16 protein-coding genes and 1 pseudogene are annotated in these 13,241 nt (G+C 63.4%); 9 read left to right on the forward strand and 8 right to left on the reverse strand.

From position 1 onward, the window contains the following. Positions 1-227 (forward strand): hypothetical protein (locus tag KBA32_RS11680; RefSeq protein WP_294359106.1); only part of this gene is annotated, 227 nt, incomplete at its 5' end. 35 nt (positions 228-262) lie between these two features. Here the strand turns inward: KBA32_RS11680 and KBA32_RS11685 are convergent. Continuing rightward, positions 263-1,228 (reverse strand): Lrp/AsnC family transcriptional regulator, encoded by a 966-nt coding sequence (locus KBA32_RS11685; protein WP_294359107.1) that lies wholly within the window; start codon positions 1,226-1,228, stop codon positions 263-265. Here KBA32_RS11685 and KBA32_RS11690 point away from each other — a divergent pair. The 6 genes and pseudogenes from KBA32_RS11690 to KBA32_RS11710 all read left to right on the forward strand — a co-directional run bounded on the left by KBA32_RS11690 (position 1,227) and on the right by KBA32_RS11710 (position 3,791). After that, the gene (locus KBA32_RS11690; protein ID WP_294359108.1) at positions 1,227-1,415 is read left to right on the forward strand and encodes a hypothetical protein; all 189 of its coding nucleotides are present in this window, start codon (positions 1,227-1,229) and stop codon (positions 1,413-1,415) included. The two genes, KBA32_RS11685 and KBA32_RS11690, sit on opposite strands and share 2 nt — an antisense overlap. Positions 1,416-1,437: 22 nt before the next feature. After that, positions 1,438-1,899 (forward strand): hypothetical protein, encoded by a 462-nt coding sequence (locus KBA32_RS11695; protein WP_294359110.1) that lies wholly within the window; start codon positions 1,438-1,440, stop codon positions 1,897-1,899. Positions 1,900-1,903: 4 nt separating this feature from the next. Beyond that, on the forward strand, positions 1,904-2,548 hold the full coding sequence (locus KBA32_RS11700) for an SCO family protein (protein WP_294359113.1): 645 nt from the start codon (positions 1,904-1,906) through the stop codon (positions 2,546-2,548). An 89-nt stretch (positions 2,549-2,637) separates the two neighbouring features. Next, positions 2,638-2,712 (forward strand): annotated as a pseudogene (locus KBA32_RS17160) (SEC-C metal-binding domain-containing protein); the annotation flags it as partial. A gap of 36 nt (positions 2,713-2,748) precedes the next feature. Beyond that, a complete protein-coding gene (locus KBA32_RS11705; RefSeq protein ID WP_367113780.1) occupies positions 2,749-3,048 on the forward strand; it encodes a YchJ family protein in 300 nt (99 codons plus the stop codon). Further along, positions 3,045-3,791 (forward strand): pseudouridine synthase, encoded by a 747-nt coding sequence (locus tag KBA32_RS11710; RefSeq protein WP_294359115.1) that lies wholly within the window; start codon positions 3,045-3,047, stop codon positions 3,789-3,791. The genes KBA32_RS11705 and KBA32_RS11710 overlap by 4 nt, the downstream gene beginning before the upstream one ends. Here KBA32_RS11710 and tilS read toward each other — a convergent pair whose 3' ends face one another. From tilS to KBA32_RS11725, 3 genes are all read right to left on the reverse strand, one after another. Next, a complete protein-coding gene (gene tilS, locus KBA32_RS11715) occupies positions 3,792-5,150 on the reverse strand; it encodes a tRNA lysidine(34) synthetase TilS (protein WP_294359118.1) in 1,359 nt (452 codons plus the stop codon). It lies immediately after the preceding gene. Beyond that, on the reverse strand, positions 5,143-6,111 hold the full coding sequence (locus KBA32_RS11720; RefSeq protein WP_294359120.1) for an acetyl-CoA carboxylase carboxyltransferase subunit alpha: 969 nt from the start codon (positions 6,109-6,111) through the stop codon (positions 5,143-5,145). The genes tilS and KBA32_RS11720 overlap by 8 nt, the downstream gene beginning before the upstream one ends. 122 nt (positions 6,112-6,233) lie before the next feature. After that, positions 6,234-6,863, reverse strand: a complete 630-nt coding sequence (locus KBA32_RS11725) for a DNA-3-methyladenine glycosylase (protein ID WP_294359122.1) — start codon at positions 6,861-6,863, stop codon at positions 6,234-6,236. 288 nt (positions 6,864-7,151) lie between these two features. Between KBA32_RS11725 and KBA32_RS11730 the strand changes: the two genes are divergently transcribed. Then, positions 7,152-8,849 carry an AMP-binding protein gene (locus KBA32_RS11730; RefSeq protein ID WP_294359124.1) on the forward strand — a complete coding sequence of 566 codons (1,698 nt, stop codon included), beginning with the start codon at positions 7,152-7,154 and terminating at the stop codon, positions 8,847-8,849. Positions 8,850-8,883: 34 nt separating this feature from the next. On the opposite strand, the gene KBA32_RS11735 is transcribed toward KBA32_RS11730, so the two are convergent. After that, positions 8,884-10,113: a PLP-dependent aminotransferase family protein gene (locus tag KBA32_RS11735; RefSeq protein WP_294359125.1), complete on the reverse strand. Its 1,230-nt coding sequence runs from the start codon at positions 10,111-10,113 to the stop codon at positions 8,884-8,886. Positions 10,114-10,415: 302 nt separating this feature from the next. On the opposite strand from KBA32_RS11735, the gene KBA32_RS11740 reads away from it, so the two are divergent. Beyond that, a complete protein-coding gene (locus KBA32_RS11740) occupies positions 10,416-11,639 on the forward strand; it encodes an EAL and HDOD domain-containing protein (RefSeq protein WP_294359127.1) in 1,224 nt (407 codons plus the stop codon). A gap of 9 nt (positions 11,640-11,648) precedes the next feature. On the opposite strand, the gene KBA32_RS11745 is transcribed toward KBA32_RS11740, so the two are convergent. The 3 genes from KBA32_RS11745 to KBA32_RS11755 all read right to left on the reverse strand — a co-directional run. Further along, positions 11,649-12,005, reverse strand: a complete 357-nt coding sequence (locus KBA32_RS11745; protein WP_294359129.1) for a DUF123 domain-containing protein — start codon at positions 12,003-12,005, stop codon at positions 11,649-11,651. 13 nt (positions 12,006-12,018) lie between these two features. Beyond that, positions 12,019-12,657 carry an MBL fold metallo-hydrolase gene (locus KBA32_RS11750; protein WP_294359130.1) on the reverse strand — a complete coding sequence of 213 codons (639 nt, stop codon included), beginning with the start codon at positions 12,655-12,657 and terminating at the stop codon, positions 12,019-12,021. Positions 12,658-12,734: 77 nt separating this feature from the next. Further along, positions 12,735-13,241 (reverse strand): translocation/assembly module TamB domain-containing protein (locus KBA32_RS11755; RefSeq protein WP_294359132.1); only part of this gene is annotated, 507 nt, incomplete at its 5' end.

Genomic DNA, 13,241 nt, shown 5'->3' on the forward strand with positions numbered 1-13,241 from the left:
CACGCGCCGGCGGCTGCGGGATGACGCACCGTCAAGTGGGCGAGGCACACGACATCCTCCATGCCCCGTACCTCGACGCTATGCCGGCACGCCAGGCAGAGCGATGGCTCGCAGCTGGCGCCCGGCTGATTCCCACTGCTCACACTGGTGTCTGGCCCCATTTTTCCGGCAACAAAAGATTCAAAGTTGCACTCTATGACTTAGGTCATACCAAGACAAGGAAATAATGCACATTTGAGCCGTCTTCCGGCACACCCGGAAATCAAGCTGACGTTGCCGTACGACTCGGCGCGAAGAGGACATCGAAGGGGCAATCCGTGAGTTTGAGGCGCTGCCGCAAATCGGCAATGTTCCGCCGCACCTCGTCGTGTTCCGCACCGCGAACCGAGCAGAACAGGTTGTACGGCCAGTCCGGCAAGACCCGCGGGCGCTGGTAGCAGAGAGAAACGCCCGGTGACTTGGCAAGCAGGTTGCCGAGACGAACCACGTCGGCATCGGGAACATCGTGCACCAGCAGCGCATCGCCTTGCGTTGCCAGCGCTTGCGTCCTGACAACCACGCCGAAACGCTTGATCACGCCCTCGGCGGACCATTGGCGAATCCGCTCGAGCACGTCGTTCTCCTCGCATCCGACTCGACTCGCCAGCACCGAGAACGGGCGGATGAAGAGCGGCAGCCCTTCCTGCAACGCCATCACCAGCCGGCGCTCGATTTCGTCGAGCACCGTCGGCGAGGCCGGCGCTGCCGATGATGGCGCATCGCGGGCCGGTTCGGGATCGAACAGGTACTCGCGGAGCAGTGGCAAACGCAACAGCGGATAACCCGTCGATTGTTCGATCGCGCCGAGCGCCGCCTGCAATCGCCCTTCCGACCCGGCCGTGACGACGAACCAGTGGTTGTACCTGTGCTCGCGCTCGTAGTTGTGCGTCACCTCGGGAAAACGGTTGATGGCCTCGGCGACGGCCGCCAGCTTTCCCGCCGGCACCGCCATCGCCGCCAGTGTGCTGGCGCCAATGCGCCTGGGCGCGAAGACCGCACCGACGCGGGCGATCTTGCCCTCGCGCCGCAATTGTTCGAGTTTACGTAGCACGGCGGCTTCCGCCACGCCGAGCCTGACCGCCAGTTCGGCAAACGGCGCCGGACAGAGCGGAAAATCCTGCTGAAAGTCGTTGAGCAGATGCGAGCCAAGCGAGGCGTTGAGTACCGAATCGGCGGTGGTATCAAGCATGGGCGCCATCCCTGTTCCCTTGAGTTCCTTGCGTTCGGCGGAACGATCAGTCCAGTTCCGCCGCGAGATGCAATTATGCTACAGCAGTTTCCCGACCGGCGAGGTCGGCACAACCGGTGAGAAGCGTGGCAAGGCGACGCCGCCGCGCGATTCGGCGGATAATGCGGGGCGTATTGAACAAACATGAACGATACGGATCGACCCCATTCGTGACACTCAAGAACGCCATCACCGTCATTCTCATCCTGCTCGCCGCGATTATTGGCGTCGTCGGCTACAAGCTCTCGCAACAGCAAAAGCCGCGCGCAGGTACGGTGTTGCCCGTCGCTGATTGCAACCCGGCGCGTGATGACTGCACCGTTGCGCTGCCCGACGGCGGCAAAGTCACGCTCTCGTTCTCTCCACGACCGATCCGCCCATTGCGGGCCTTTACCGCCCACCTGGCGGTACACGATGTCGAAGTGCGCTCCGCGGAAATCGATTTCGACGGGACGACGATGAAGATGGGCTATTACCGCCCTCGCCTCAATCCGGTCGACGGCGGTTATTCCGCCGAGGCCATGCTCCCTGTCTGCGTCACGGGGACCATGGAATGGGCCGCAACGATCTTGCTTCGCACGCCGCACGGCAGCCTGGCGATTCCTTTCCATTTCGAAGTTTCCGGAGGTTGAAGACATGGCGAACGCCTCATCCAGGACGAACCAGCTCTTGCTGCTCTCGGCGATCAGCTTCCTCGCCGGTGCACTCGTATGGCTCGCCTTCTTCTGGTCGCCTGCGGGAGGCGAACGGACCGCCAGCGATTCAGGCGTCATTGCAACTGCGGAACCGATCGGGGGCGACTTCGCCTTGCAAGGCCCCGACGGCCCAGTCGCCTTGGCTGACTATCGCGGCAAGGTCGTCCTTCTCTACTTCGGCTACACCTTTTGCCCCGACGTTTGCCCGACGGCGCTGTCGCTCGTTGCGCAGGCACTGTCCGGGCTCTCACCGGCCGAGCTTGAAAAGACCCGAGGCATCTTCATTTCCGTCGACCCGGAACGCGACACCGGGGAAGTTCTGAAGGCCTACACGCCGTTCTTCCATCCGAACATCGTCGGCATCACCGGCAGCGCAGAAGAAGTGGCCAAGGTCGCGCGGCAATACGGCGCCAGCTATATGAAGCAGAAGCCGGACAGCGACGGCCTGTACTCGGTCGATCACTCGTCCTACACCTACGTGATCGATACCGAGGGCAAACTCGCGGCGATTCTGTCGCACGGCACGCCGCCGCAAGCAATCATCGACAAGGTTCGGACGGTGTCAGGCAACGCCGGGCGCAGCTGATTCGCCGGTCATAAGGAACCGACGCGTCACGACCCCGAGCGCTCGCCTGAAGTGGGCGAGGATGCCCGGAAAAACTGGAGGAAGGCAAGATCAAGCCCGTAAAACAAACCAAGCCACCCTGCCCCTGCGGCAGCGCGAAAGCCTACGATCAGTGCTGCGCGCCCTATCACGCCGGTGCGGCTGCGCCGACCGCCGAAGCCTTGATGCGTTCGCGCTACTGCGCTTACACGATGGGGCTGGAAGCCTATCTGCTCGCTACTTGGCACGCAAGCACGCGCCCATCACTCGATCTTTCGGCCGAAAACGACACGCGGTGGCTCGGCCTGGAAATCCGCCGCCACGAATCGACCGGATCTGATAGTGCAATCGTCGAATTCATCGCCCGCTACAAGATCGGCGGGCGCGCGCATCGCCTGCACGAGGTCAGCCGCTTCGTTCTGGAAGAAGGGCGCTGGTACTACATGGACGGCGACTTCCCGGAGAAGAAGGATCGCGTGTGAAGGAAGAGTTGCCGATCCTCTTTCGCGACGAACATCTGGTCGCCGTACACAAGCCATCCGGACTGCTCGTGCATCGGACCGTGCTCGATCGTCACGAGACGCGCTTCGCCGTGCAGATCGTGCGCGACCAGATCGGTCAGCACGTCCATCCCGTGCATCGCCTTGATCGCGGCACGTCGGGCGTGTTGTTGTTTGCCCTCGACCGCGATGTCGGACGCGTGTTGAGCGCGCAGTTCGAGACGCAGCAGGTCGACAAGACGTATCTGGCCGTCGTGCGTGGTCACCCGGAAGAAGCCGGCGTCATCGACCATCCGCTGACGCGCCAGTACGACGACTACGAGTTCCGCGCCCCGGATACCGTCGGCGAGGCGCAAAGCGCGATCACGCGTTACCGCCGGCTGGCAACCGTCGAACTGCCGTACCGCGTCGACCGCTATCCGACGAGCCGTTACGCCTTGCTCGAACTCAAGCCCGAGACCGGCCGCCGCCACCAATTGCGTCGCCACCTCAAGCACCTCGCGCATCCGATCATCGGCGATGCCACTTACGGCAAGGGCCGCCACAACCGGCTGTTTCAGGAGTTATTCGGCTGCCATCGCCTGCTGCTGGCTTGCCTGGAGATGCGTCTCACGCACCCGCTAAGCGGCGAGCCGCTCACGCTCACGGCACCGCTTGCGGATGACTTCGTCTCGGTGCTCGACGCGCTCGGCCGGGAGAAACCAGGACAGCCGAAGCTTGCCTGATCAGTCCGGCTCCCACACGGGCAAGACACCCGCCTCGCCGGCCGCGCAGGCAAACTTCACATCGACGCCCAGACCGGCGACCCAGGCCAAGCGATCGCCGCACCACAGGTACGGCAGGTAGTTGCGCTCCCAGGCCGGAATCGACGCTTCCTGCAGCAGGTTACGCAAGCTGCGGCGCGGCCGGGCCGGATGCGCCTGCAGGCGCTCGCCGCCCTGACGCGCACGAATGAACACTTCACCACTTTCCAGCAGTGTGCGCCGGATCCCGCCGCCATCCACCACGACGAAGCGCACGCGGCCACCAGCCCACGGCAGTTCGTCCTCGCCCCGCCAATGGACGACCGCGTCGGACGTATCGGGTCGATGACGAGCGACGTAGATCTCGCCGCGATAGACGCGCAGTTCGCCTTCCGGCGTCTTCAGACAGGTTTCCGAAAGCGCGTCGGTGCTCGCCAGCTGGTGCCGCGCCTCGTCGATCCAGCGCGTATCGGGCGCACGGAACCCGGCGCCCAGCCATTCGTGGCGCAGGAGGTTGCGCGCGCGCGCCGCGGGCAGCGCGTTGAAAGCCGCCAGCCCGAGGCGTCCCGCCGGGGTCAGCACAGCAACGCGATCGATGGCGGCGAGTTCATTGAGCAGCTCGGCGCCCTCGGCGAAATGCCCCGCCGCCCGCGCCAGCGATCGTTGCGTACCAGGGAATTTCTCTTCCAGCCGGGGAATGATCTCCCGACGCAAAAAGTTGCGACGAAAATGCACATCCGCGTTGCTCTCGTCGTCGATCCAGCGTAATCCCTGCGTGTCGGCGTAGGCTTCGATGGCGCTGCGCGGCACGTCGAGCAAGGGGCGGATCAAGGCCGGCCCGCGCGCTTGCGGACGTTCGGGCGACATGCCGGCCGCGCCGGCGATCCCCGCGCCGCGCAGCAAATTGAGCAGCACCGTTTCCGCCTGATCGTCGCGGTGGTGGGCAAGCGCCAACCAGTCGGCGGCGCGAGCAGCGAACACGCCGTGACGCATGCGGCGCGCCGCGGCTTCCAGGCCTTCGCCGCTGTCGCGCGGCACGTCGACGCGCACGATTTCGAGCGGAACGCCGCAGCGTTGGCAGAAATCGGCGCAGAAATCCGCCCATGCGTCCGCATTCGGACTGAGGCCATGGTACACATGCACCGCGCTCAGGCGGATCGGGACTTCGAACGACGGTGCGAGTCGGCTAAGCGCGTGCAGCAAGACAACCGAATCGCGCCCGCCGGAGACACCAACGCAAAGACGATCGCCCTGTTTCAGGCGCGGCAGCAGGAAGGCTTCGAGTTCAGACGCGAAGGGATGGGCCGCTGGGGAGACGGGCGCTGAACCAGACTCAGCCAACCGCCTGTTCCTTGACGCGGCCGTAGGCCATCAGGCGCTCAAAGCGGGCTTCGACCAGCGCTTCAGTCGACAGTGCACTCACCTGCTTCAGCGCCTCCTGCAATGCCTTCTTGAGGTTCTGTCCCATCGCGGCCGGGTCGCGGTGCGCGCCGCCGAGCGGTTCGTGCACGACCTTGTCGACCAGCCCGAGCGACTTGAGTCGCGACGCCGTGATGCCCATGATTTCTGCCGCTTCGCTCGCCTTCTCCGCGCTCTTCCAGAGGATTGACGCACAGCCTTCGGGCGAAATCACCGAGTACGTCGAGAATTGCAGCATTTGCACCACGTCGCCGACGCCGATTGCCAGCGCGCCGCCCGAGCCGCCCTCGCCGATCACGGTGACGATCACCGGCACCTTGAGCCCGGCCATCTCGTAGAGATTGCGGCCGATCGCTTCCGACTGGCCGCGCTCTTCGGCGTCGATGCCGGGGTAAGCGCCCGGCGTGTCGATAAAGGTAAAAATCGGGATGCCGAACTTCTCGGCCAGGCGCATCAGGCGCAAGGCCTTGCGGTAGCCCTCGGGGCGCGGCATGCCGAAGTTGCGGTAGAGCTTTTCCTTGGTGTCGCTGCCCTTCTGGTGGCCGATGACCATCACCGGCTGGCCGTTGAAGCGCGCCAGTCCGCCGACGATGGCGTGATCGTCGGCAAACGCGCGGTCGCCGTGCAGCTCTTCAAAATCGGTAAAGATCAGGTTCAGGTAATCAAGCGTATACGGACGCTGCGGATGCCGCGCGACCTGCGAAATCTGCCACGGAGTGAGCTTGGCGTAGATCTCCTTGGTCAGCGCCTGGCTCTTCTTCTCAAGCTGGGCGATCTCCTCGGAGATATCGACGGCAGCATCGTCCTGCGTCGCACGCAGCGATTCGATCTTGCCTTCGAGGTCGGCGATCGATTGTTCAAAATCAAGAAAGGTGGTTTTCATCACGCCTTGGCCGGTTGAAAGACGGCCCTCATTCTAACGTAAAGGAAGTCGGCGCCCCGCCGGACGGCCGGGCACCGAACACGAGTGCCGCTCAGAGAGTGCCGCGACCGGGGGGAAGTTCCTCAGTACTCGACCGGCAGCGGATCAAGACTGCGCCACAGATACCAGGTAGCGACCGAGCGCCACGGGCGCCAGCGCTCGCCGGCTTCGGCCAGATGCTTGCGCGCCAGCCGCTCGCCGCCGAAGTAGTGCAGCGCGACGGCGCGCTGCAGGCCGATGTCGTCGAGCGGATAAACGTCGGGACGCAGCTGGTTGAAGATCAGGAACATCTCGGCCGTCCACACGCCGATGCCGCGCACTGCGGTGAGTTCGGCGATGATCTCGGCGTCGCTCATCGCATCCCAGCGGTTGACGTGGATCTGTCCGGAACTGAAGTGCCGCGCGAGATCGCTGATGTATTCGACCTTGCGCGCCGAGAGTCCGCAGGCGCGCAAGGTTTCCGAAGAAACGGCCAGTATGGCTTCCGGTTCGATAGCCGGCAGCGTGGCGGAGAAGCGCGCCCAGATGCTGTCCGCCGCCTTCACAGAGATCTGCTGGCCGACGATCGACCGTACCAGCGTGCCGAAAGGATCACCGCGCGAAACCAGCGAGTCGCCGGAATAGAGTTCGACGAACCCGGCCATCACCAGGTCGCCCGCGGCGAGTTCGTCGGACGCTTCGCGCCAGTAGTTCGGGAACGAGATTGAGTCCATCGGCGCATTCTATTCCTCCTGAAAAACTCGGTTCTTCACCGCAAAGGCGCAGAGATCGCAAAGGTTCGCAGAAAAAATCAAAGCGCTACGCGAACAGCACCTGTCTTTCATCTTGACCCGCAGGGTGAATGGTCAAGTACGACCCACCTGTTGTTTCCTTTGCAATCTTCGCGCCTTTGCGGTGAGGTTTTCAGGTTCATTCGGTCGATGTTCCGCATTTGCGCTATCCTGCGCGCGCTTCGTTGACTACCCTGCAAGTACCCTCTGCTTCTCCACCCGAAAGTGCGCATGAGCGACAAAATCTGGCTCCGCAGCTACCCGCCCGGTATGCCTGCCGAGATCGGCATCTCGCCGTTTTCCTCCGTTCCCGAACTGCTCGAGGATACGATTCGCCGTTACGCTGACAAGCCGGCTTTCCACAACCTCGGGCACACGATCAGCTTCAGCGAACTCGATCGCCTGTCGCGCGACCTCGCCGCGTATCTGCAAAGCCTATCCGGCCTGACCAAGGGCGAGCGCGTCGCGATCATGCTGCCCAACCTGCTGCAGTACCCGGTCGTGCTGTTCGGCATCCTGCGCGCCGGGCTGACCGTGGTTAATATCAATCCGCTGTACACGGCACGTGAGCTGGAGTTTCAACTGAAGGACTCCGGCGCCAGGGCAATCATCATTCTCGAGAATTTTGCCGTTACGCTGCAGAAAGTCCTGCCCAACACGGCGATCAGGCACGTCATCAGCACGCAGGTCGGCGACCTGCTGCCGGCGCCAAAGCGCTGGCTCGTCAATTTCGTCATCAAGCGGATCAAGAAGATGGTCCCGCGCTGGCGAATCGACGGCGCACGGTCACTGCGCGACGCGCTGAACCGCGGCCATAACGAGAAATTCGCCGCGCCCAAGATTGGCCACGACGACATCGCCTTCCTGCAATACACCGGCGGGACAACGGGCGTCGCCAAGGGTGCGATGCTCACACACGGCAACATGCTGGCCAACCTGGAACAGGTCAATCTGTGGATCTCGCAGAGTTTCAAGGAAGCCCGTGAAATCGCGGTCGCTCCGCTGCCGATGTACCACATCTTCTGCCTCACCTCGACGCTCGGCTTCCTCAAGTGGGGCAGCATGATCCTGTTGATCACCAACCCGCGCGACCTGCCCGCCTTCGTCAAGGAACTCGGCAAGTGGAAATTCAGCGTGCTGACGGGCGTCAATACGCTGTTCAACGGGCTGATGAATACGCCCGGATTCGAGAAGCTCGACTTCTCGGCGTTGAAAGTCGTGGTCGGCGGCGGCGCCTCGGTGCAGAAGGCCGTGGCCGAACGCTGGCAGAAGATCACCGGCACCTTCCTGACCGAGGCCTACGGCCTGACCGAAACGTCACCCGGAGTCTGCTGCACGCCGCTCGGCATGCCGTGGAACGGCACGATCGGCCTGCCGGTGTCGTCGACCGAGGTCACGATCCGCGACGAATCGTTCGCCGAGTTGTCGCCGTGGGACGGCAAGGCCGAGATCGAGCGCCACACGGGAGAAATCTGCGTGCGCGGACCGCAAGTGATGTGCGGCTACTGGAACAACCCCGAAGAGACCGCGCGCACGATCCAGGACGGCTGGCTGAAGACCGGTGACATCGGTTTCATGGACACGAACGGTTACGTGACGATCACCGACCGCAAGAAGGACATGATTCTGGTCTCCGGCTTCAACGTCTATCCCAACGAAGTCGAAGGCGTCGTCATGGCGCATCCCGGCGTCGCCGAGTGCGCGGTGATCGGTGTTCCCGACGAACGATCGGGCGAAGCGGTCCGCCTCGTGATCGTGAAGAAAGACCCGAGTTTGACCCAGGAAGACATCATCGCCTACTGCAAGACGCAGCTCACCGGCTACAAGCGGCCGCACCTGATCGAGTTCCGCGACAGCCTGCCGAAGACGCCGATCGGCAAGATCCTGCGCCGCGAGTTGCGCGACGAGCACGACGAAACACGCAAATAAGCGGCAAGGCCGGCGCAGACGCCGGCCCCCAAGACTACAAGCTGGCGCGGATCACCTCGGCCAGCCGCTTGACGCCTTCTTCGATGCGCGGCGGCGGCACCGTGACGAACGCAAGGCGCAGCGATTCGATCACCGGATCGGCAGCAAAGAACGGCGCGCCGGGCACGAATGCGACGTTCTGCTCGATGGCCTTGCCCAGCACGGCCGACGCGTTCAATCCCTTCGGCAATTCAACCCACAGGAACATGCCGCCGCGCGGCTTGTTCCAGCGCACGCCCTCCGGCATGTACTGCGCAAGCGCGGCGAGCATCGCCGCGCACTGTTCGCGATAAAGGCTGCGAATCGTCGGAATGTGGTTATTGAGAAAGCCATCCTTGACGACGTCGTACACGGCCATCTGCGACAGTGTCGCCGTGTGCAGGTCGGTCGCCTGCTTGGCCTGCACGAGCTTGGCACGCAAGGCCGCCGGCGCAACGATGTAGCCGAGGCGCAGACCGGGCGCCAAGACCTTGGAGAACGAGCCCATGTACACCGTGCGCTCCGGTGCCAGCGAGCGGATCGACGGCGGCGTTTCGCCGTCGTAGGAAAGCGCGCCGTAGGGATCGTCCTCGAGGATCAGAAGATCGAGTTCGCGCGCGCGCTTCGCCAACTGGTAACGACGGTCTTCGGCAAGAAGACGACCGGTCGGATTCTGGAAGTTCGGCAGGCAGTAGAGAAACTTGGCGTCGCGCATCGCATCGGTGAGCGCGTCGGGAAGCAGACCGTCTTCGTCCGAGGCCACCGACACATACTTCGGGTCGAACAGTGAAAACGACTGCAATGCACCGAGGTAAGTTGGCGTCTCCACGAGCACGGTGTCGCCCGGATCGATCAGCACTTTGGCCAGCAGATCAAGGCCCTGTTGCGAGCCGGAGACCATCAGCACTTCATTGGGCGAAACCGGCGCGTCCGGCGTGCTGACGCGCGCGGCGATCCATTCGCGCAACGGGGCAAAGCCTTCCGTCGTGCTGTACTGCAGCGCTTCCCTGCCTTTCGCGGTGAGTACGCGGTCGAACGCCGACAGCATCTCGCTGACCGGGAACGTCGCCGATGAAGGCAGGCCGCCAGCGAAGGAAATGACTTCCGGACGCTCGGTTACCTTGAGGATTTCACGAATCGCCGAGCTCTGAATCGCGCGTGCCCGTTCGGAAAAAAGCAGGTTGAAATCGGGAGAAACCGCATGTGAATCGTGTTTGGTCACGTTCTTCAAGGCACTGGGGGTCATGGATCACACTCGTTGAGAATCGATTTTGGGGCGGGTACTGCCGGGCACCGACAGAAATGTCAGTTTACGACATTTCTTCCGCCTCAAAACGCCAGTTTCCCCGCTCACTCGCGGTCTTGAGCCGCCGGCACATGGTACGGCGCTTTTGTTCTGCATGCGTTCTGACCTTCGACCAACGCCTTCAATGCAACACTTTTCAACGAAAAATCAGCGCACTAACGCATGGTTGATCAGGGCTGTGCCGGCGGCTATGGGTTAGAATCGCGCCTAACCGAGAACATCTCCAGTCAACAGAAACAACCATGGCCACACCCTTCTTTTTCTTCCGTCCCGTCCTCGCCGCCGACAGCAGCTGGGTGGCGTTCGACTGGCAGTCGGGGGAACGCTCCACGACCTACGGCGCCGACTACATCCGGTGTTTTTCCAGCGCGGCGGTCGCGCCGCTGGCAAACACCATGCCGCTGATCATCTCCGTCAGTCCTGACGACCTGAGCAACACCGAGTTCATCGACACGTTCGAAGCCAGTCAGGTCGTGTTCGTCCTCCCCTCCTCCGTGCTCGACGACAAGAAGGCGATGGAGCACTGCCACAAGCTGAACGGCCAGGGCTACCGCTTCGGTCTTGACGTCGACACCACCGAAATCCTGAAGAAGATCCCGGTTGCCGATTTCGATTCCGTACGCTTCGACGCGGCATTCGCCCGCCAGGAACTCTCGGCGTTCAACCTGATGTACCTCGACAAGGCCGGTTTCAGGAAGATCGCCACCGATGTCGGCACACACGAGATGTTCGGCTGGCTGCAGGAAAAGGGCTTCGACCTCTACGGCAGCCACTTCCTGACGGCACGCAACCCGGCCGCCGGCAAGGAACCGGACCTCACTCGCCTGAAGCTGCTCAAGCTCCTCAACATCGTCAAGCAGGACGGCGACACGCGCGAGATTGAAGCGATCTTCCGCGAGGAGCCCAAGCTCTCCTACAACCTGCTGCGTCTCGTCAACTCGGTTGCCGTCGGTGCGCGGACGAAGATCAGCAGCTTCTCGCAGGCAATCGCCATCCTCGGCCGCCGCCAGTTGCAGCGCTGGCTGCAACTGCTGATCTACGCCAACAACCTGGCCGACGGCAACACGCCCAATCCGCTGATGCAGATCGCCGCCGCGCGCGGTCGCCAGATGGAACTGCTGAGCACCTCGATCACGCCGGAGCCGGACATTCCCGACCTCTCCGACAACGCCTTCATGACCGGCCTCTTCTCGCTGCTCGACATCCTGATCAACCTGCCGATGAGCGACATCCTGAAGGAGCTGCCGATGCACGACGAGGTCGTCGAGGCGCTGCTGTCGCCGAGCAGCGGCGGCACGCTCGGGGCACTGCTCGCCGCCGTCAAGTCGGCCGAAGCGGGCGACTTCAAGGCAGCGGAGAGCACCTACGAAAAGCTCGGCCTCGACCACTGGACCGTATCCAGGGCGCAGGTTGCGGCGTTCTATTGGGCTTGCCGGATCAACGTCGACAAAAGTCACGACGACTGATCGCGGAGTCTACGGCAGCCGTTTGAGATGGCTGCCGCAGCCGGCCCGGCAATCGGTCGCACCGAAGCCGGGTATGGGAATAGTACCGACGACCTGCTGGTTGATCCCGCACTCCGCTTCCGCGTAACGCATCACCTCGCGCACGCGCACGCCCGGCGCGGCCAGCAGATAGTCGATGTGCCAGTGCATTTTCTTCACCGCCGACAGGTGGCGCCGGATGCGAGCCTCGAAGTTGCGTAGCGCACTGCCCGTGTAGACGTAGTCTCCGGCGACGAATTCGAAACGCCCGAGGCGACCGACCTGCACGCTGACCGTGTCGGCAACCTCGATCAGCAGTTGGTAGGTGCGATGCGCTTCGCCTGACACGCCCGACGACCGCTCAATCGCCGCAGTAGGGATTGCTGCGCCGCTCCGCGCCGAGCGTGGACATCGGCCCGTGCCCGGAAATGAAGGCCACGTCGTCGCCCAAGGGCCACAGGCGACCGCGAATCGAGGCGATCAGCGTATCGAAATCGCCCTTGGGAAAGTCGGTGCGGCCGACCGACCCCTTGAACAGGACGTCACCGACGATCGCCAGGCGCCCCGGCCCATTGAAGAAGGCCACGTGCCCCGGCGTGTGCCCCGGGCAATGCAGCACGTCCATCTCGACATTGCCGAAGCGCACGCGATCGCCCTGCTCCAGCCAGCGATCGGGCGTAAAGGCACGCACGTCGGGAAAACCGAACATCCGGCTCTGCTGCGGCATGCCGTCGATCCAGAATTGATCCTCGCGGTGCGGTCCCTCGATCGGCAGCGAGCATTTCCCGGCCAGCTCGGCGACGGCACCGGCGTGGTCGATATGCCCGTGGGTGACCAGGATCTTCTCCAGCTTGAGGCCGTGCTTCTCTACGGCAGCCAGGATGCGCGCGATGTCGCCACCGGGGTCGACCACCGCCGCCTGTTTCGTTTCATCGCACCAGAGCAGGCTGCAGTTCTGTTCAAACGGCGTGACGGGAATGATCTGGTATTGGATGGCCATGGTGGTTCGCGGCGACGGACGAAAAATGGAGCGCAGAGTATAGCAGCGGCGGGAACGGGCTTTCGCCGGCGGCGCCGCTACTTGCCGAAGCGGTAATGCCAGAAGAAGTCGAGCGCGCTCTCCGAACCCGCCCGGCCGACCAGGGAAAACCGGCGGCCGAGATTGACGGTCAGCTTGACGATGCTGTCCGACGTGTTGAGCGACTGCTCGTAGCTGAGCAGAGCGTTCGACGAGAGCCGTTTGCCGACGCTGACGATCTGGCCGCTCACCGTCTGATTGCCGCTGAAACCGGACGAAGACGCGACGCGGCTGGTCGGCTGGTTGCCATAACCGCCGATCTCGCCGGTGCTCACGCCGAACTCGTCGATGCCGAGCCCGCGCTGCAACTGGCGCAGCACGCCCCCATCCTGACCACCGAGGATCGTGCGCGCGGCGGCGAGCAGGACGCCGCTGTCGGCGGCGCCTTGCTGTTCGGGCGCATGGCCCAGTACGAGCCAGGAGAGCTTCTCGGTATCCGGCACTTCGGGCGTCGAGACCAGACGAATGCTTGGCCGCTGCGCCGTGCCGGTCACCTCGACGCCGGC

The sequence above is a fragment of the Propionivibrio sp. genome (assembly GCF_017995515.1).
Lineage (GTDB): Bacteria > Pseudomonadota > Gammaproteobacteria > Burkholderiales > Rhodocyclaceae > Propionivibrio.

Bases quoted from the DNA above. Each gene is read 5' to 3' on its own strand.
- KBA32_RS11735 (WP_294359125.1), bottom strand. From the start codon at position 10,113: ATGACCCCCAGTGCCTTGAAGAACGTGACCAAACACGATTCACATGCG.
- KBA32_RS11740 (WP_294359127.1), top strand. From the start codon at position 10,416: ATGGCCACACCCTTCTTTTTCTTCCGTCCCGTCCTCGCCGCCGACAGC.
- KBA32_RS11700 (WP_294359113.1), top strand. From the start codon at position 1,904: ATGGCGAACGCCTCATCCAGGACGAACCAGCTCTTGCTGCTCTCGGCG.
- KBA32_RS11730 (WP_294359124.1), top strand. From the start codon at position 7,152: ATGAGCGACAAAATCTGGCTCCGCAGCTACCCGCCCGGTATGCCTGCC.
- KBA32_RS11720 (WP_294359120.1), bottom strand. From the start codon at position 6,111: ATGAAAACCACCTTTCTTGATTTTGAACAATCGATCGCCGACCTCGAA.
- KBA32_RS11690 (WP_294359108.1), top strand. From the start codon at position 1,227: ATGGGCGCCATCCCTGTTCCCTTGAGTTCCTTGCGTTCGGCGGAACGA.
- KBA32_RS11685 (WP_294359107.1), bottom strand. From the start codon at position 1,228: ATGCTTGATACCACCGCCGATTCGGTACTCAACGCCTCGCTTGGCTCG.
- KBA32_RS11725 (WP_294359122.1), bottom strand. From the start codon at position 6,863: ATGGACTCAATCTCGTTCCCGAACTACTGGCGCGAAGCGTCCGACGAA.
- KBA32_RS11750 (WP_294359130.1), bottom strand. From the start codon at position 12,657: ATGGCCATCCAATACCAGATCATTCCCGTCACGCCGTTTGAACAGAAC.